The sequence below is a fragment of the Rufibacter sp. LB8 genome (assembly GCF_014876185.1).
Lineage (GTDB): Bacteria > Bacteroidota > Bacteroidia > Cytophagales > Hymenobacteraceae > Nibribacter.
The window spans coordinates 2,641,038-2,659,102 of the sequence record NZ_JADALJ010000001.1; the positions used below are offsets into that span (position 1 = coordinate 2,641,038).

14 protein-coding genes are annotated in these 18,065 nt (G+C 50.4%); 5 read left to right on the top strand and 9 right to left on the bottom strand.

Annotated elements, in window-relative coordinates; all coding sequences use genetic code 11:
• Positions 1-14: 14 nt before the first annotated feature.
• Positions 15-3,140: a TonB-dependent receptor gene (locus IMY23_RS11110; RefSeq protein ID WP_225986485.1), complete on the bottom strand. Its 3,126-nt coding sequence runs from the start codon at positions 3,138-3,140 to the stop codon at positions 15-17.
• 347 nt (positions 3,141-3,487) lie between these two features.
• Between IMY23_RS11110 and IMY23_RS11115 the strand changes: the two genes are divergently transcribed.
• The 4 genes from IMY23_RS11115 (at position 3,488) to IMY23_RS11130 (ending at position 8,607) form a co-directional block, all read left to right on the top strand.
• Positions 3,488-4,519: a LacI family DNA-binding transcriptional regulator gene (locus tag IMY23_RS11115; protein ID WP_192822148.1), complete on the top strand. Its 1,032-nt coding sequence runs from the start codon at positions 3,488-3,490 to the stop codon at positions 4,517-4,519.
• Positions 4,520-4,609: 90 nt separating this feature from the next.
• Positions 4,610-6,247, top strand: a complete 1,638-nt coding sequence (locus IMY23_RS11120; protein ID WP_192822149.1) for a sodium/sugar symporter — start codon at positions 4,610-4,612, stop codon at positions 6,245-6,247.
• Between the two features lie 73 nt (positions 6,248-6,320).
• Entirely contained in the window at positions 6,321-7,487 is a 1,167-nt protein-coding gene (gene galK, locus IMY23_RS11125) for a galactokinase (protein WP_192822150.1), read from the top strand.
• A 94-nt stretch (positions 7,488-7,581) separates the two neighbouring features.
• The gene (locus IMY23_RS11130) at positions 7,582-8,607 is read left to right on the top strand and encodes a UDP-glucose--hexose-1-phosphate uridylyltransferase (protein WP_192822151.1); all 1,026 of its coding nucleotides are present in this window, start codon (positions 7,582-7,584) and stop codon (positions 8,605-8,607) included.
• A 313-nt stretch (positions 8,608-8,920) separates the two neighbouring features.
• On the opposite strand, the gene IMY23_RS11135 is transcribed toward IMY23_RS11130, so the two are convergent.
• From IMY23_RS11135 to IMY23_RS11155, 5 genes are all read right to left on the bottom strand, one after another.
• Positions 8,921-10,450: a SulP family inorganic anion transporter gene (locus IMY23_RS11135; protein ID WP_192822152.1), complete on the bottom strand. Its 1,530-nt coding sequence runs from the start codon at positions 10,448-10,450 to the stop codon at positions 8,921-8,923.
• 337 nt (positions 10,451-10,787) lie between these two features.
• Positions 10,788-11,213: a hypothetical protein gene (locus IMY23_RS11140; RefSeq protein ID WP_192822153.1), complete on the bottom strand. Its 426-nt coding sequence runs from the start codon at positions 11,211-11,213 to the stop codon at positions 10,788-10,790.
• Positions 11,214-11,368: 155 nt separating this feature from the next.
• Positions 11,369-11,638 (bottom strand): hypothetical protein, encoded by a 270-nt coding sequence (locus tag IMY23_RS11145; protein WP_192822154.1) that lies wholly within the window; start codon positions 11,636-11,638, stop codon positions 11,369-11,371.
• A gap of 73 nt (positions 11,639-11,711) precedes the next feature.
• Positions 11,712-12,386 carry an MCP four helix bundle domain-containing protein gene (locus IMY23_RS11150; RefSeq protein WP_192822155.1) on the bottom strand — a complete coding sequence of 225 codons (675 nt, stop codon included), beginning with the start codon at positions 12,384-12,386 and terminating at the stop codon, positions 11,712-11,714.
• A gap of 161 nt (positions 12,387-12,547) precedes the next feature.
• Positions 12,548-12,937, bottom strand: coding sequence for a hypothetical protein (locus IMY23_RS11155; RefSeq protein ID WP_192822156.1), 390 nt, complete (start codon positions 12,935-12,937; stop codon positions 12,548-12,550).
• A gap of 442 nt (positions 12,938-13,379) precedes the next feature.
• Between IMY23_RS11155 and IMY23_RS11160 the strand changes: the two genes are divergently transcribed.
• Positions 13,380-13,550: a hypothetical protein gene (locus IMY23_RS11160; protein WP_192822157.1), complete on the top strand. Its 171-nt coding sequence runs from the start codon at positions 13,380-13,382 to the stop codon at positions 13,548-13,550.
• Positions 13,551-13,641: 91 nt separating this feature from the next.
• Here the strand turns inward: IMY23_RS11160 and IMY23_RS11165 are convergent, their stop codons facing one another.
• The 3 genes from IMY23_RS11165 to IMY23_RS11175 form a co-directional block, all read right to left on the bottom strand.
• A complete protein-coding gene (locus tag IMY23_RS11165; protein ID WP_192822158.1) occupies positions 13,642-15,882 on the bottom strand; it encodes a T9SS type A sorting domain-containing protein in 2,241 nt (746 codons plus the stop codon).
• Between the two features lie 827 nt (positions 15,883-16,709).
• Positions 16,710-17,318, bottom strand: coding sequence for a sterol desaturase family protein (locus IMY23_RS11170; RefSeq protein ID WP_192822159.1), 609 nt, complete (start codon positions 17,316-17,318; stop codon positions 16,710-16,712).
• A gap of 84 nt (positions 17,319-17,402) precedes the next feature.
• Complete coding sequence (locus tag IMY23_RS11175; RefSeq protein WP_192822160.1) at positions 17,403-17,957, bottom strand: shikimate kinase; 555 nt, start codon at positions 17,955-17,957, stop codon at positions 17,403-17,405.
• Between the last annotated feature and the right edge of the window lie 108 nt (positions 17,958-18,065).

An 18,065-nucleotide genomic window follows, 5' to 3' on the forward strand; every position in this document is an offset into this window, starting at 1 on the left:
TAAATAAGAATTCATTAAAATTCTAATTGCATGCCAAACGAGAAGATGCGGTTAGACGGCCAGTTACCGGCGTCAAAGCCTCTTTCCTGTATGCCGTTGCCCACTACGTCTGGGTCTAAACCATCATAGTCTGTGATGGTCAACAAATTCTGCCCGCTCACAAACAATCTGGCCGTCTGCACCCCTACCCGGTTGGTGAGCGCGGTAGGAATAGCATACCCCAACTCAATGTTCCGGAGGCGTACATAAGACCCGCTTGACAACCATCTGTCACTGCCAAAAACGGCGTTCTGGGTAAGCCCGGGGTCTCCTTCATTAATCCCAATTCTTGGGTCAGTGGTGTTAGTGTTGTCTGGCCGCCACGGGTTCACGTCTCTCCGGAAGTTGGTGTTCTGGTAGCTGTCCAGCACTTGGCGCACCCCGTTGAACACCTGGTTCCCAAACACCCCAATTAGCTGCACATTCACAGTAAATCCTTTGTAGGCGGCGTTGAACTGGGCACCGGTCTGCAAGGTGGGCCAAGGAGAACCCACAAAGGCACGGTCATCGTCGGTGATTTGACCATCTCCGTTCACGTCAATAAATCTAATATCACCGGGTTTGGCGTTTGGCTGGATAATAGTGCCGGCGGCGTTTTTGTAAGTGTCAACCTCTGCCTGGCTTTGGAACAGACCATCGGTCTTCAGCAAGAACCATTCGCCCAGGGAGCGTCCCACTTGCGTACGCGTGATGCCCGTCTGGATGTAGTTTCTTCCTTCGCCTTGGTTGCCCACGCTTTCCACTTTGTTCTTGATGGTAGTGGCATTGGCCGAGATATCCCATTTCAACGCGTTCTTGTTGTTGCGGTAGGTCACGCCAATCTCAAAACCGGTGTTTCTGATTGAGCCGGCGTTCACGGGCGGGTTACCATTCAAGTTGCCCAAATACCCTGGCAAGGGCAGGTTGGTCAGCAGGGCATCTTTGGAAAGGGAATTGTAGGCACTGAATTCAATGGAAATTTGGTTGTTGAGCAAGCTGGCGTCAAACCCTATGTTTTTGACAATCCGGTTTTCCCAGCGCAAATCTGGGTTCACCAGTCGGGCTTGGTAACCGCCCACAAACGGGGTTTGGCTGGATCCAAAAATAGCTCTGGGCGCTAAGTTCAGGAACCCGATATAATCCCAGGAGCCCAATGGCACAATGCCCAACTCACCGTAAGAGGCGTTTATCTTCAGGTCAGACACCCAGTCATTGGCAAAGAAACTTTCCTCGCTCACGCGCCATGCCGCCGAATAAGATGGGAAGAAACCGGTTCTGTACGACCGCCCAAACCTGGAATCCTGGTCTACTCTACCCGTGAAGGTGAACAGGTATTTATCTTTGTACACATAGTTCAACCGGCCCAAATAGCCAATATTGCGGTAGTTGGCCGGAATGCCGCCGCCCGTACTGGACGTACCTATAGCAGACCCAATGGTAGTAAAATACTGCCCGTTGTAGATGGAAAGCGTGTCACGGCCGGCAATGGTTTCTTCTCTTATAATAGACTGTTGCGTGTAGCCCACTACCCCATCAATGTGGTGTCCACCAAAGTCTTTGTTGAAATTGAGCGTATGGTCAAATTTGGTATTCAGGAACCGGGAGCGGTTCTCCCGCACGCTGCTGGGCACATCTGGTCTCTGGTACTGGAACCGTCCTACTTCTGTGATGGTGTTCACGTAGTCAAAGCTCACCTCTAAACCGGCGTCAAACTTATAACTCAACCACTCGGTCAGTTTCACATCTACAAAGCCGTTGCCCACCAGCTTGGCGAAATTACTGCTCCGGCGCCACAGGTCATTAATGGCTAAGGAGTTCCAGGCAAAAGACCGGGCGTTGTCTGTACCGTAAGACCAACCTTCTGGGTTGTAGACAGGATCTACGAACTCAATGCCCTTGATAGGTTGAACAGGTAACAGTTGCGGCAGATCATAGAAAGGGTTGCCCTCAGCCGGGTTCTTGGTATTGGTGTTGGTAAGCAAAAGGTTCTCGCCAAAGCTCACGCGGCCTCTCTTGCCGCGGGTGTTCACCCTAAAGCTCCCGCGGTCAAACGAGTGCCCTTTTAAAACGCCTTGGTTGGAGAAATAACTTCCAGACAAAAGGTAGGTACCGTTTTCACTTCCTCCAGACAAAGTCACGTTGTAGTCTTGGGTGTTGCCTACTCTGATCATTTCGTCTTGCCAGTCTGTGTTCACCGTAGCGTTGAACGGCTCGGAAATACTGACAGGGATTGGCCTCCCTGAATTTTGGTATTGCTGGCGTTGCAGGGCTGCAAATTCTGTACTGTTCATCATGTCCCAGCGCTTAGGAATCTCCTGCATGCCGTATTTGGCGGAGAGACTCACTTTAGCTGGACCGTTTTTGCCTTGCTTGGTGGTGATGATGATAACGCCATTGGCCGCGCGCGAACCGTAAATAGCCGCCGCTGAGGCATCTTTCAGGACCTGCATGGTCTCAATGTCATTTGTATTAATGGTGGAGTTGGCATCTGACAACATACCGTCAATGACATACAATGGGTTGGTGTCTGTAAAACTGGCTGCTCCGCGTATCTCAACTACCGCTCCCTGACCCGGGGCGCCACCGTTCCGCACGGTTACGCCTGGCGTCAAGCCTTGAATAGACTCAGCTACTGAATTAGCGGTTATCCTGTTAGCTTCAGCGGGATTAATCACTGAAACCGCGCCCGTTAAATCTTTCTTTCTGACGGTCTGGTACCCAATCACCACTACTTCATTCAAGGTCTGGTCATCTGTGGCCAAGGTCACGTTGATGGTGGACCGTGCACCAATGGGCACTTCCTGTGACACGTACCCAACATAAGAGAAGACCAGCGTACCGGTTTCCTGGGCTGGAGTGAGGGCAAGGGAATAGGCGCCGTTCACATCTGTAGAAGAGCCGTTGCTGGTGCCTTTCACCATGACCGTCACGCCGGGCAATGCCTCACCTTGCGCACCTACCACGGTGCCGGTCACAGTCCTGGTTTGCGCCCATGCAGGTTGCGCCACTGCCCCAAACAGCAAAAAGGCGACTAGCAGAAACAGCCACTTTTTATGCTCCGCCATCTGCAAAGAGGCGGCCTGAGGCTGGTGCATAGGGAGTGTAAGTAGATTTCCTTTCATAGAATAGTGTTTGATAGAATGCGTGCCACCACCGATTAACCTGTAACTAGCAGGTGAAGGATTTGCTAAAAACGACCTAACCGAATGCCAAATCGTCAATTCACCCCAGTTACGTAATCGATTACGTTGCATATTTAGTAATACAGATAGGCATTTCCTAATAACTAGTAAGATTTTTAATGCCATATTTTTAAACCTTGTTAATTATTTACCTTGTAAAAGGCCTATTTGGAAAGCAAAATGCGTTTTATGGTATTTTTATTGAAAAATATTCAATTGATATATTCAACAAGCAGCTTGGATACGATTAAAAATAAACTATATATTTACGTAATCGATTACATCTTATGCCGAGAACCACTATCCATGATATAGCCAAAGAGCTGAACACCACCGCGGCTACGGTGTCCCGTGCCTTGAATGACCACCCCTCTATCAGTGCGGCTACCAAGGAGAACATCAGGAACGTGGCTAAAAAGTTGAACTACCAACAGAACCGCACAGCTTCTTCCCTTAGATTGGGTAAGACCTTTGTTATAGGTGTGATGATCCCCAGCGCTGAAATCAGCTTTTTTGGCTCTGTGATTCATGGTATTGAGCGCATTGCCAAGGCAAATGGCTACAGTGTGCTGCTTTTTCAGTCCAATGAATCCTATGAAGACGAAGTACAGGGAATTCAAACCTTGTTGCAGTCTAACGTGGACGGCATCATTGCTTCCATTGCCAAGGAAACCACCCGCTATGATCACTTTTTGGAAGTGAAGCGCCGCCGGGTGCCATTAGTGTTGTTTGACCGGGCCATTGACGAGTTGGGTGTCTCTACCGTTGTGATTGATGACCATAAAGGTGCTTTTATGGCCACTGAACACCTTATCACGCAGGGCTACACCCGTATTGCCCATATTGCCGGTCCTTCGCACATTAAAATTTTCCATGAACGCCTGCGCGGCTATGTAGATGCCTTGGCCGCCCACGGCATGAAAGTAGAGGAAGACCTGATTACCTATGGCAAGGTCTCCATTGACTCAGGGCGCGCGTGCGCAGATCAGCTGCTACAACTCAGCAAAAAGCCAGACGCCATTTTTGCGGTGGAAGACTTTACTGCTTTGGGCGCGCTGCAGGCCATTAAAGAAAGTAAGTGGTCTAGACCGGGCCAGATTGGCTTGGTGGGTTTCGCCAATGAGGCTTTCAGTGCCTACATTACGCCCAGCCTTACCACCATTGACCAGCAGACAGCGCTTATGGGCCAGGAGGCGGCCAAGTTATTCATGGAACACCGCCCGGGCGAAGACCTCAACGAAAAGCCTTCGCAAAAAATAGTACTGGAACCATTGCTCATTCAGCGGCAGTCTTCCCAGATGAAAAAACCTAAGAAATAAACAAAATCTCCATATTCTCACCTTAGTTCCCGCTTCCCTTTCCTCTTACACTACAAACAAACTTATTCATCTGAAACACTTCTAACTACCATGGGACTACACACCATTGACTACTGTATTTTCCTGCTGTACTTCTTTATAGTCTCTGGGTACGGGTACTGGATCTACCGGCGCAAAAAAACTAAGCAGGCTGACTCCAAAGATTTCTTCCTAGCAGAAGGCTCTCTGACCTGGTGGGCCATTGGTGCGTCATTGATTGCCTCCAACATCTCCGCCGAGCAGTTTATCGGCATGTCGGGGTCTGGGTTTGCCATGGGCTTGGCCATTTCTACCTATGAATGGATGGCGGCAGCTACCCTTATTGTGGTGGCGGTGTTCTTTATTCCCATTTACCTCAAGAACAAGATTTACACCATGCCGCAGTTCCTGTCGCAGCGGTATAACAACAGCGTGAGTACCATAATGGCCGTTTTCTGGCTGCTGGTGTACGTGTTTGTGAACTTGTCTTCTATCCTATACCTGGGCGCGCTGGCTATTCAGACCATTTCGGGCATTGACTTCTATTATTGCATGTACGGCTGCGCCATCTTCGCTATTTTCATCACGCTGGGCGGCATGAAAGTGATTGGCTACACAGACGTTATTCAAGTGTTTGTGTTGGTGCTGGGCGGTCTGGCCACTACGTATCTTGCCTTGGACTTAGTGTCTGACCAATTGGGTGGCACGGGCATTGGCGATGGCTTGTCTTACTTATACTCTGAGGCTACGGACCATTTCAGCATGGTGCTGTCTGAAGGCGAAATCATGATCCCCAACGGCGAAGGCGGCACCCGTGATGCCTACATGGACTTGCCCGGCCTGTCGGTTTTGATTGGCGGTATGTGGATTATCAACTTGAATTACTGGGGCTGTAACCAATACATCACGCAACGCGCCCTAGGGGCAGATTTGAAGACGGCCCGCAGCGGTTTGTTATTTGCCGCATTCCTGAAACTCTTGATGCCCGTGATTGTGGTATTGCCTGGTATTGCTGCGTACGTACTTCATAAGAATGGGATGTTCCAGGCCGAAATGGCGAACGAACTGGGACACATCAAGCCAGACCATGCCTACCCGGTGTTGCTCAACCTGCTGCCCATTGGCTTGAAAGGTCTTTCGTTTGCCGCCTTGACAGCGGCCATTGTGGCGTCATTGGCGGGCAAAGCCAACAGTATCTCTACCATCTTCACCCTAGATATTTACAACAAATTTTTCAACAAGAATGCCACTGAAAGTCGTCTGGTAGGCGTAGGAAAGCTGGTAGTGGTGGCCTCGTTCGTCATTGCAGTATTGGTAGCTCCTGCGCTGCGAAATCTGGACCAGGCGTTCCAGTACATTCAGGAATACACGGGCTTTATCTCGCCGGGCGTGTTTGCCATTTTTGCGCTGGGCTTCTTCTGGAAACGCACTACCTCTGCCGCCGCCTTAACCGCCGCTATCCTGACTATTCCGTTGTCTACGTTCCTTAAGTTTCAGTTCCCGGAGATTCCGTTCATTGACCGCATGGGCATTGTGTTTGTGATGCTGGCCGTATTGATGGTCATCATCACGCTGCTGGATCCCAAAAGTAAGCACAACCCCAAAGGCCTGGAGATTGACGCCAGCATGTTCAAACCTTCCACTTCGTTTACGGTGGGCGCCATCTTAATTTGCGGAATCTTGGTAGGCTTATACACCATCTTCTGGTAAATGATTATCTAATTCAAGACAAATGCGTTAAGAAAAACTGGCGCATTTGCATTTTTAAAGCGTATTAGAAATTATGGTGCAGGACATAGTAGACAAATTCAAGCAATTCTACCGGCAGGAGCCAATAGTGGTACGGTCGCCGGGCCGCGTGAATCTTATTGGCGAACACACAGATTACAATGAAGGCTTTGTGCTACCGGCAGCGGTGAACAAAGAAATCTACTTCGCCATTGCGCCCAACGGCACCAACACCATGCGGGCGCACGCCTTTGACCTGGAAGAAACCGCCGAGTTTGATTTGAACAATGTGCAGCGCTCAGAGATTGGCTGGGCCAATTACCTATTGGGCGTGGTGGCGCAGCTGCAGAAAGCCAACTATGACGTGAAAGGCTTTGACGTGGTCTTTGGCGGAAATGTGCCCATTGGCGCTGGCATGTCGTCCTCGGCGGCGGTGGAGTGCGGGCTGGCGTATGGCTTGAATTACCTTTTCGCGTTTAATATTGAGAAGTTCACGCTGGTGAAAATGGCGCAGAAAGCCGAGCACGAATACGCGCTGGTGATGTGTGGCATCATGGACCAGTTTGCCAGCATGTTCGGGAAGCACAACCACGTGGTCAAGCTGGACTGCCGTTCGCTGGAATACGAATACTTCCCGTTTGATTTGGCTGACTACCGCATTGTGCTCTGTGACACGCAGGTGAAACATTCCCTGGCTTCCTCGGCGTACAACACGCGCCGCCAAGAATGTGAAACCGGCGTGGCGCTCCTGCAAAAGCATTACCCAGAAGTCCACAGCCTGCGCGATGCCACGCTGGAAATGCTCCAAGCGCACCAAGCCGAATTTGACCCCGTGGTGTACAACCGCTGCACCTACGTAGTGGAAGAGAACCTGCGCGTGGAACAGGCCTGCCAAGATTTAGCCAACGGCGACATGGTAGCCTTCGGGCAGAAGATGTACGCCTCGCACCACGGCCTGCAGCATCAATATGAAGTCAGTTGCAAAGAGTTGGATTTTCTGGTGGACGAAGCCAAGAAATCGCAAGAGGTGCTGGGCGGACGCATGATGGGCGGCGGCTTTGGCGGCTGTACCATCAACCTGGTGAAACTGGCCGGTATTGGCACCTTCACCGCCCAGATGACCGAGGCTTATAAAGCCCAGTTTAACATTGACCTCAAAACCTACGTGGCCCAGATAGAAAACGGGACCAGCCTGGTTCCTATTGACTTCTCAAAGAAATAACCCTTGACTCACTACCTCCAAGTCATTTCGCATGACTTCGGGGTAGCTTTAGTTATTTCTTACCATTCACATCTTCATTTCTTCACGCATCGCCATGGAAGCCTTTGATATAAACGACCATTCTCACCGAAGATACAATGCCCTCACCGGCGACTGGGTGCTGGTCTCGCCGCACCGGTCCAAAAGGCCGTGGCAGGGCCAGCAGGAAGAAACCACCAAAGAGCAACGGCCGCAATATGACCCAAACTGTTACCTCTGCCCGGGCAATCTGCGCGCCAACGGCGAAACCAACCCAGAGTATCCGTCCACGTTTGTGTTCACAAATGACTTCGCGGCGCTGCAGGAACAAACTCCGGCCGGTGGCTTAAGCAAAGGCGGTTTAATTAAAGCCGAGAGCGAGCGCGGGCTGTGCAAGGTCATCTGTTTCTCGCCGAGGCATGATTTAACCTTGTCTGACATGGCCGTGCCGGAAATACGCAAAGTGGTGGACCTCTGGCAACAGCAATATCTGGAACTGGGCGCGCTGGACTACATTAATTACGTGCAGATTTTTGAGAACAAAGGCGCGGTCATGGGCAGCAGCAACCCGCACCCGCACGGCCAGATCTGGGCCCAGAGCTCGGTGCCCGTGGAACCCGCCAAAGAAACCATGCAGCAGACGCAGTATTTCCATGAAAACAAAAGAAGTCTGTTAGCCGATTATCTGGCCCTGGAACTGGAGGAGAAAACCCGAATTGTTTTGGAGAACGAACACTTTGCCGCGCTGGTGCCGTTCTGGGCCGTATGGCCGTTTGAGACCATGCTCATCCCCAAACGCCACTTCGCCCATTTAGGCCAGATTTCAGATGAAGAAAAAGACGCTTTTGCGGCCATGATAAAAGACTTGTCGGCTATTTATGACAAACTCTTCCAGACGTCTTTCCCCTACTCCGCTGGTCTGCACCAAAGCCCCACCGACGCACAGGAACACCCCGAATGGCACTTCCACATGCACTTCTATCCGCCGCTGCTACGTTCGGCAACCGTCAAGAAATTCATGGTAGGCTATGAACTCCTCGGCGACCCGCAACGTGATATCACCCCAGAAAGCGCCGCCGAACGGCTGCGCGGATTGGCGTAGCGTTTTCGGGCTCAATTCTGGAAACGGAGCCGAAAACGGAAACACTTATCTCTATGCGGCAAGAATGAAATCTGTAAAGTCATCATACCCTACCCCCTTCAAAGGGGGACGAAATGTGTTTTGTTTTGGGTGAAATGCGTGGGAGACAAGGCGGTGCCTGGTCTCTACAGGGACATTACCTATAAAGAAATCGAATTTTCATTCTCGTGTAGAGACCAGGCATCGCCTTGTCTCTAGCGCATTGCTTTCTTCTTCTTATGATATTTTCACGATTTGGGCCTCATTTCGAATTTAGAGCCTAAAAACAGAAACCCTATTTTTTTGCATCAGTCATCACAGAATAGTGTGGGTCTTCCAGAATGTTAACTTCAATCACGGCGCTGGCGTTCTGGAGCAGGGCACGGCAGTCGGGGCTTAGGTGGCGGAGGTGGAGTTTCTTACCAGCTTTTTGGTAGCGATTGGTGAGTTTGTTGAGAGCTTCAATACCCGACATATCGGCCACGCGGCTGTCTTTGAAATCGATGATAACCTCAGCGGGGTCATTGGCCACGTCAAACTTCTCCGTGAACGCCGCCGCAGACCCGAAGAACAAGGGCCCATACAATTCATAATGCTTCGCGCCATGCGCATCTATGTATTTTCTGGCGCGTATGCGTTTGGCGCTTTCCCAGGCGAAAACCAGCGCTGAGATAATCACACCAATCAAAACCGCCAGCGCCAGGTTATGCAGCCAAACGGTAATCACGGCCACCAGAATTCCCACGAACACATCATGCCGGGGCATTTTGTTGATAATCTTAAAACTGAGCCACTCAAACGTACCAATGGACACCATCACCATCACGCCCACCAAGGCTGCCATAGGCACTTGTTCAATGAACGGCGCGCCCACCAGAATAATGACCAGAATAGTCACCGCAGACACAATTCCGGCCAGCCTTGCCCTGGCGCCCGCCGACAAATTCACCAGCGTCTGAGCAATCATGGCGCAACCGCCCATGCCGTAGAAAAAACCGTTCAGCACGTTGGCGGTGCCTTGAGCCACGCTTTCGCGGTTGCCGTTGCCGCGCGTGCCCGTGATTTCGTCCACTAGATTGAGCGTGAGCAAACTCTCGGTCAAACCCACGCCGGCCATAATTAAAGCATACGGGAAGATGATTTGCAGCGTCTCCAGCGTGAACGGAATCTGCGGAATATGGAAGGGCGGCAGGCTCCCGCTCACCGAGGCAATGTCGCGCACCAGTTTGGTATCAATGCCGAAGCCCATCACCACGCCAAACACCACCAGAATAGCTACCAAAGAAGGCGGAACAGCTTTGGTAATCTTGGGCAGCAGCAGAATAATGGCAATGGTGAGCGCCACCAGCCCCGCCATGATATAGAGCGTGTCGCCGGAAAGCCAGCCGGTGCCGGTTTTAAACTGCTCCACCTGTGACATGAAGATGATGATGGCCAGCCCGTTCACAAACCCGAACATGACCGGCTGTGGCACCAGCCTGATAAACTTGCCCAGCTTGAATACGCCCACCAGAATCTGCAGAATTCCCGCCAAAGCCACGGCTGCAAACACATATTCCAGGCCGTGGCTCTGCATCAAAGCAATCAAGACTACCGCCGTGGCGCCCGCGCCACCGGAGACCATGCCCGGCCTTCCGCCTAGAACCGCCGTGACCAAACCCATGATAAAGGCGGCGTACAAACCCACCAACGGCGGAAACCCGGCCAGAATGGCAAAAGACAGCGACTCCGGAATCATGGTCATGGCCACGGTGAGGCCGGCCAGAATCTCTTTTTTATAATCTACTTTCTGGCTGAAATCAAATAAACGTATGATGGGTTGCATTCTAAACAATTCAATTTAATTCTAAAAAAGCGCAGGCACACTCGGCATACCAGACCTATTTCTAAAGTCTGTGCCAGGCACGCAACATGCGAAGTTACAGGAAGGACGATTTGAAAATGCCAAAGGTCAGGAAAACCTCAGGCTCAGGGCGGGGTGACGCTTATGAAATAAAGAAAGGAGGTTGCCATACTTCTGGCAAAAGTAATTTAAAATTCACAGAAACTGCTACAGGAGCATGCCGCCCTTCGGAAATAGGGTAAACCAAAAAATCCGTTTTGGGGCTCATTTTCAGAAATGAGCCCCAAAACGGATTAACGGGTGTTCTACAAGAAACTGGTTATTTCTTAAGTGGAGCGCCTACGGCAATAGAGCAGTCATGGCCGGGTTGGCCGTGCGGCGGATTCATGCCGGGCGCAGTGGCCGTTGGCATTGCCGGAACTGGGGTTGGGGCGGCTACAGGCACCGGCGTTGGGGTTGGTGACACCACCGTTCCCGCAGAAGCGGCTGGTGTTTGCGCCGGTGATCCGTTCAACGGGGCCCCTACCTGAATGTCGCAGCGGTGGCCGGGCTGGCCGTGCGGCGGGTTCAGGGCCGCGGTGGCGCCGGCGTTTCCACCGGTGGTGTCACCGGCTGCGGCCGGGGTATTAGTACTGAACGTGGCCGGCGTTGGGGTGAATGAGCCGTTGGCGGTATTTTTTTTCTCTGAGCAGCCCATTGCCACCAGCAAAGAAGCAACCAAGAAAAGACGTGACGAATTTTTCATATAAACCTATAAGTTTCAGGCCTAACGTGCAGGCCAGTAGCTGAGTTCCCAGCTATTCTGTGTAAAGATAAGTAGAAGTACCACATCTGCGGCATATATTCTTGCAAAAGCATGCGGTGTAGCTTGGCCTACTCCCACTGTTGTGCTGTGGTGGTTTAACCAAAAATTATTTCTTCAAAAGTTCTCGCATTTTTCACCTTTTCAATCCATTCTGTTTTATTCTCGTCCTCATCTAATAAGTATAATTGGGCTAACATATGGTTACGAACTTCTTCAATGGTCAACCTTTCTCCGGTGGAGAGGAATACTAGCTCCACCTTACAGAAATTAGGTATAAAGCTAAAAAACTGCCTTGCCAAACCAGGCAGTTTTCTATCTGTTACCCTATAAACCTCACCCGTGAATACCAAAGCAGATTCTGACACAAAAAATCCGTTTTGGGGCTCATTTCTGAAAATGAGCCCCAAAACGGACTTCTAACTACCTGTCTCTAAAAAATCAATTCAAAGACGGCATCTGTTTTTTCTTGGGGAACGCAGACTTAGACGCGAAGATGATCACCTGAATCATGAGCCCCAGGCCCACCAGCAGCACCACCTCAAACTGCGTGAGAATGGCCGAGCCGGCAATAATCTTCTTTGACTGGTTGTTCAGCAGGCGGCCTTCCTCTACCTGTATGCCAGACAGCTGCTCCAGATGCGCGGCGGCTTGCTGGTACTGGGCGTCTAACAGCGGCTTCGCCGAGGAGGTGGTCTGCGCCAGGTTGCCCGGTGCAGCCAGATATTGCCGTTCCAGTTTACCAATGGTGGCCATGTTTTGCTGCAAAGCGCCAAAGTAAGACGCCTCTGCCGTGGTAAGCTTGGTCTTGGCGTAATTCTCCATGAGCCCCGCTATGGCGGTGTTGTGCTGGTTGATTTTTGGCAACATACCCGCTGCCGCGCCACCCTGGTAGGCACAGTTGTCAACCATCATTTTTTTCTGGTACAAATGCCCAGACAGCTGGAAAATGTAACTCTCCACCAGCAATCGGTCTTCATACACAGATGAAAACGAATGGCCCAGTTCAGTCACATTTCTACTGTCAACGGTATTTTTCACCAGCACCAGCACTACAATCACTGCCAGTATAAGCGCTGCCTTCCCTTTCTGCTGAATGCTATATCCCCATTTCATAAATCTTCTGGTTAAAAGTTTCACAAACCCAACGGTGGTCAAGGCAAGCATTGCGTTTGCCACACCTTTAGCACCCTTAAGTTACTAAAAAAATTCCACATATCCGTTTGTTTCCCAAAGTGATAGCACATTCCCACCACCCACAAAAACCTTGCAGGGAATTATGTCACTTTTGCAGGGCGAGCGAAGAGCACCAGTCCGAAGAGTACCGCAAACACGCCATACGCCGCCGCCAAAACCATGAGGTACACTGGTGGTTCTGCTGCGGCCCACACTCCTTTGCCCAACGCCAGCGCGCCCATCAGAAAGTGCAGGAAATTGGCCATGCTCAAGGGCCGCGCATACACCCCGCCCAGCAGCAGGCGTCTCGCCATCCAGTTCAGCACCCCAAACGCCAGGTACAGCGCCCCCAGCAGTTGCATGGCCAAGGCCATCTCCTGTTGGGCTTCGCCGCACAGCCACGCAGTGAAACTGTCTGGGAAAAACGAAAAATACAAGCCCAGCGCGCCCATAAAAACCGCACTGCCGCTCATAAGAATTCTGGTATTCATTTTAAAGGCAGTAAGAGATTGAACAGGCACTATGCAAGCTTCAGGGCGCAAAAGGAAAAATCCGTTTTCGGGCTCAATTTCAGAAATGAGGCCAAAAACGGATTAGAAAACAAGTGTTATTTTCTGGCGTTGCTTTAACAATAGACAAGGGCGCTTACCACCTAATGGCTTGCTGGTTAGACTTCCGCAACAAAGCCATGCCAAACATTCTCTCTTCCCCTACTTGGAGTTGCATTCACTAGAAGCTACAAATTTGCGTGGTCCGCCACTGTGGCTTATGCCCTGGGTGGCGCGTGGCCATTTGGTTTCCTTTGAGCCCAAACTACGGCATTTGCAGACCTCCATTCTTGACCGGCTAACCTTTTGCCCTGAAACAGAGTATTTAAAAAATACTATAGATCTATTGTCTACAGTATGTCAACCGAACCTCAAGACTACCACTATGAAAAATTTACAAGGATATTTCTTAGCATTAATGTTAGTGTTCACCCTTACGCTCACCAGTTGTGAGTTGGTGGGTGACATTCTGGAAGTGGGCATGTGGATGGGCATTATCATTGTGCTGGCCATTATCTTCATTGTGTACTGGTTATTCAAGAAGATCAGACGCTAGCCGTTTTTGCCCTCATTTCCAGAAATGAGCCCGAAAACAGAAAAGGGGAACTGCTTTAGTGCGGCTCCCCTTTTTTGTTTTCTGTGCCAACTTATTGCTTCACTACCCGCAGCATGGTCTGCTGGTCTGCGTACCGAACCTGCACAAAATAGACACCAGCGGGCTGTCGCTGCAGAGTCACTTCTTCTGACTGCCCCGCTTGCACCTGTACCTGCTGGGTCATGACCTGTTTCCCGCTGCTATGGAACACGGTGAGGTGGGCCGTGCCTTCCTGCAGGTAAGTTCCCCGCAAAGAGAAGCTACCGCTGGTGGGGTTAGGATACAGGGCCAGGCTGGCGGTTGGGTGCGTGGCGCCGGGCGCCACGGCAATTGCCTTTGACACCGTGGTGGTACCGTCAAAATCTGTCTGGCGCAGCCGCAGGTAAATGGTTTGCCCCGGGTGCCCCGAAATCTTGTGCTGGTACACACGCGTCACCTGGCTGTTGCCCGCGCCTTCCACCTGGTCCCCTACCGGCCTGAAAAGGTAGCCGTCAAGGCTTTGCTCCAGCTGAAAAAAGGCGTTGTTGTCTTCTGAGGCCGTGGCCCATTCTACCTGCACCTGCCCGTTGGCCCGTTTGGCCTTGAGGTACAGCAAAGACACGGGCAGTGGCACCGCACCCGGCCCGTCTGGTGCCAGCATGGCAAACGGTGAGAACGAGGTAATACCGGTCCTGGTCATGCTGTATTGTCCGTTGGCTAGGGTGGCCCTGCCGGCGGGCAGCCTGTCCCAGGTGCCGTTTTCATAGTGCGCCAGGTAAATATTGTCTTCTTTGAAACCCCGCAAAGTGTCAGAAGCCTGCCAGTAGAGCGTGATTTCCATGTTGGAGCCACCTTTCTCCTTTTCGTCAATAAACCAGGTTTTGTTCACGGCCTTGGTATCTATAAGTACGCCCTGCGGTTCATCATTGAGGTAACCGGTGTAGAGGCTGTTGATAGCGCGCACGCCAAAAGTGTCTGTGACGCCGCTGGTCAGTTTGAGGGAGATGGGCGTGTACTGGGAATTCCCCACCGGAATTTTGGCCGACTCCCCGGCTTTCAATTCTACCCGCACGCGGCCTTTGCCCTGGGTCTGAATGTAGCTTTGCGCGTCATGCTCAGAGAATTTACGATGGTCTTTCATATGCAGGTCAAAATCGCCCAATGCTAGCTTTCCACCGCCTTTAATCTTCAAATGTCCGGTTACCACGGTTTTGCTTTTCAGTGTTTTCACTTGCCAGCCCTCAATCTGGAGGTTTCCGTACGTAACCGTGGCAATGTCTTGCACATCCATGGCGCCGTACACAACGGTACTGCCCGGTGCCACCTGCCCCAACGTAGGCAACTCTTTGTTATTGATATACAACGTGGCACTGTCCAGCACGTCAACGGTACCCCTAAAGGTGAACGCAGCCGGAATATTGAACACGGCCTTGCCCGTTAACACCAGTTTAGCCGAGGCAGGTAAGGACAGATTAGAGGTAAGAGAAGTAGCCTGCAATCTGGCTTGCGTTAGCTGGAACTGCTGGTTCTCCCCGGCAAGACTGCTGGGGCTGAACCCAGTTAAATCTGCTTTGGAAGACCAGGTGCCCACATTGTCTAAGCTGCCGGTTGGTTTGGAGTAGAAAACCAGATCCTTCACGGCTTGCAACTGTACGTCATCTATGGCCAAATCATCGCGCTTATTTTTAGCCGCGAACTGGTTGGTCCACCGAATGAAGATTTCCTGGCCGGGCTGCAGCAGAATGCCCCTTATGGGGAACTGCTTTTTGATGGTCAGGTTAGCAGGCAGATTTCCATCCAAGACATCTTTGTTCTTAACAAACGGCGAGGTGGCATTCATAGAATCCAGGGAAATGTAGCCTGTTTCTGTGAGTGTGGCAGCGCCCACTTTGTAGGAAACCAGCATGGTAGAACTGGCGTTGCCCTGGGAATTATTCCATTGCTTCACGGTGTAGTTGAGCAATAGGTGCCTAATAGGCTCATTAGTGTTGTTTTTAACCTTAATTCCCCAGTAAACGTCACTACCAGAGGTCATAACAGCCCCAAATGATCGGTTTGTTTCTGTACCTACCCCAAAACTGGTGACACCATTGGTGGGGTTGGTTCCGTCTGATGGCTTAATGGTGGAAAGGTCGTACCCATTTACAGTTGTTTCTGCGTACCATCCGGGCAAAGAGGTATTGTTTTGCCAGGTAGTTGAGGGCGAGGTTGAGGTAGGCAGCGAGTTAAAATTCTGTGTGTAGGTAAAGGGCAGGGACCCGATGGTCACCTGGGCGTTTACTTCGGCCTTGGGCAAAAGCAGTATGCTTACCAAGCATAACATTTGATAGGGGGAGTACAAATGCTTCATATGAATGTTTAAAGAAAGTGACATGATAATTCTGAGTGTTACATAAGCTTCGGGGTTAAGTACGGTGGCAAGTAAGCAGATAGATTTTAACAATTCATCCTATTTTTACTTTGTATTTTTCCATTATATAGCCTTGCCGCTTGAACTAACATCTTTGGTATTATTATATAAAGTCAATTATAAATTGCTTAAATAACATCATCAAGGCTATTAATTTAAATAATGAGACTAATCAAATATTAAATTTAACAGCTACGCTTTTTATAATTATTGTTTATTTATTCCTATTTCTGATTATATCTTGGACAGCCTCAAAATCAAATTAAAATAATCCTATAATTATTTTCTCTTTATTATAAAATTTATATATATATAAACTATATATTATCCCTTATCTACAATTCTGGCCACAGCCGTTCTACCATTTTCTAGTATAACCCTGAAAATCAACTTCGTTTAGACTATGGTTATAGGGGATATTTTAGGTTTTCATAGCCTGATTAGCAAGCACTTTGCCGGTGGCCGTGTAGATGCACTATCTCACTGTCAAGAACTTTTAATGCCCACGGGATTGGGACTAATCACGCAGGTTACTCAGTGTCATTCAATTCAGAAAGAGGGAGTTTGAAATCCGTTTTCGGGCTCATTTCTGAAAACGGGGCCGAAAACGGCGATGAACCTGGAGCGTGTTGGCCAGGTCTGTTTAGGTGCCAACGAAATGGTGCTACACCTCACAGATGGGCATAAAAAAAGGCCCGAAGGCCTTTTCTCTCACTATAAGTCTGTTCTGATTATCGCTTGCGCTCTGGCATGGTGCCCAAGATGTAGTCCCATAACGGCGACGAAACGCCGTAGGCGCGCTCCGGGTCTTTGTAATGGTGAATGCTGTGGTGAATCCAAAGCGTCTTCAAAAAGTTCTTGGGCGGCGCGTAGGCATGCACCGCGTAGTGCACAAACAGATACAGGGCATAGCCAAAAAGGAACCCCGCCACCAGCCCGAACACCAGTGAACCAAACACCAGCTTGAACACAAAAAAGAAAAACGACGCAATGAACAAGCTCACAATGGGCGGCATGGCCAAACGCGTTTTGTCTTTGGGGTAGTCATGGTGGTTGCCATGGAACGTGTACTGCACCTTGCGCTTGAACTCATTGGTAGGCGCCATGTGAAAGATGAAGCGGTGCGCCATGTACTCCACCAGCGAGAAAATCAGCCAACCCGCCAGAAATAAACCTACCGCCGACAGCACATCTAAAAAGCCGTACGTGAAGCCGTACACCAATAGGCCGGTGGCAATGACCAGGAAAATAGAAATAGGCAGTGCAATATGCGTATGGGTCATGCGCTCCAGCACCGGATTCTTGAAAATAGTGGCAGATCCTTTATGACTCGGTTTCATAGCTTCCATAAGTTTATAAAATCGGTTCTCTCCTTTGAAACGCCCAAAATTAACGAAAATATATGAAGCTACCCTGAACAATGTTTACCGACCGGCTTGCATCAACGGCACCAAGGCCTGCGCAGCTTGGGCAACAGACAGCCCATCTACCTCTAAAATAACAGGTGCCTGCGCATAAAACAATGCCCGCTGGGTTAAGGTTTCGGCTAAAAACGCCAGTAATTCCTGCGGTGATTTGTCTCTGAGCAACGGTCTCACCTGCAAATCTGTTTCTGTTAACCTTGTCACCAGTTCCTGGGGTGCTACCTTTAAGTATACCGCCAAACCAGCATCCAGCATAAAGGCCATGTTGTCATGAAAGCAGGGCGCGCCCCCACCGGTAGCCAGAATTACATTCTCTTGCAGGTTTTTCACGCGGCGCAACGCCTTCGCTTCGGCCTGCCGGAAATACGCCTGCCCTTTCTGCGCGAACACCTCTGCGATAGACAAACCCTCCTGCTCTTCAAGCAGCGTGTCCAAATCCAGGAACTGATACCCCAACTCCGCTGCCAATACCTTCCCCACCGACGACTTCCCGGAGCCGGGCATGCCTACCAGGAAAATACAAGAAGGTGTTGAAGTTATGTAAGACGAAGTCATATTTTTATTAGGGCCAATTCGACCTTTATTATTTTGTCATCCTGAAAGGACCTTTTGGGCTAGCTAGGTGGGCTTTTCGTGACTATTTGTACGGACAGGTCGCGACCT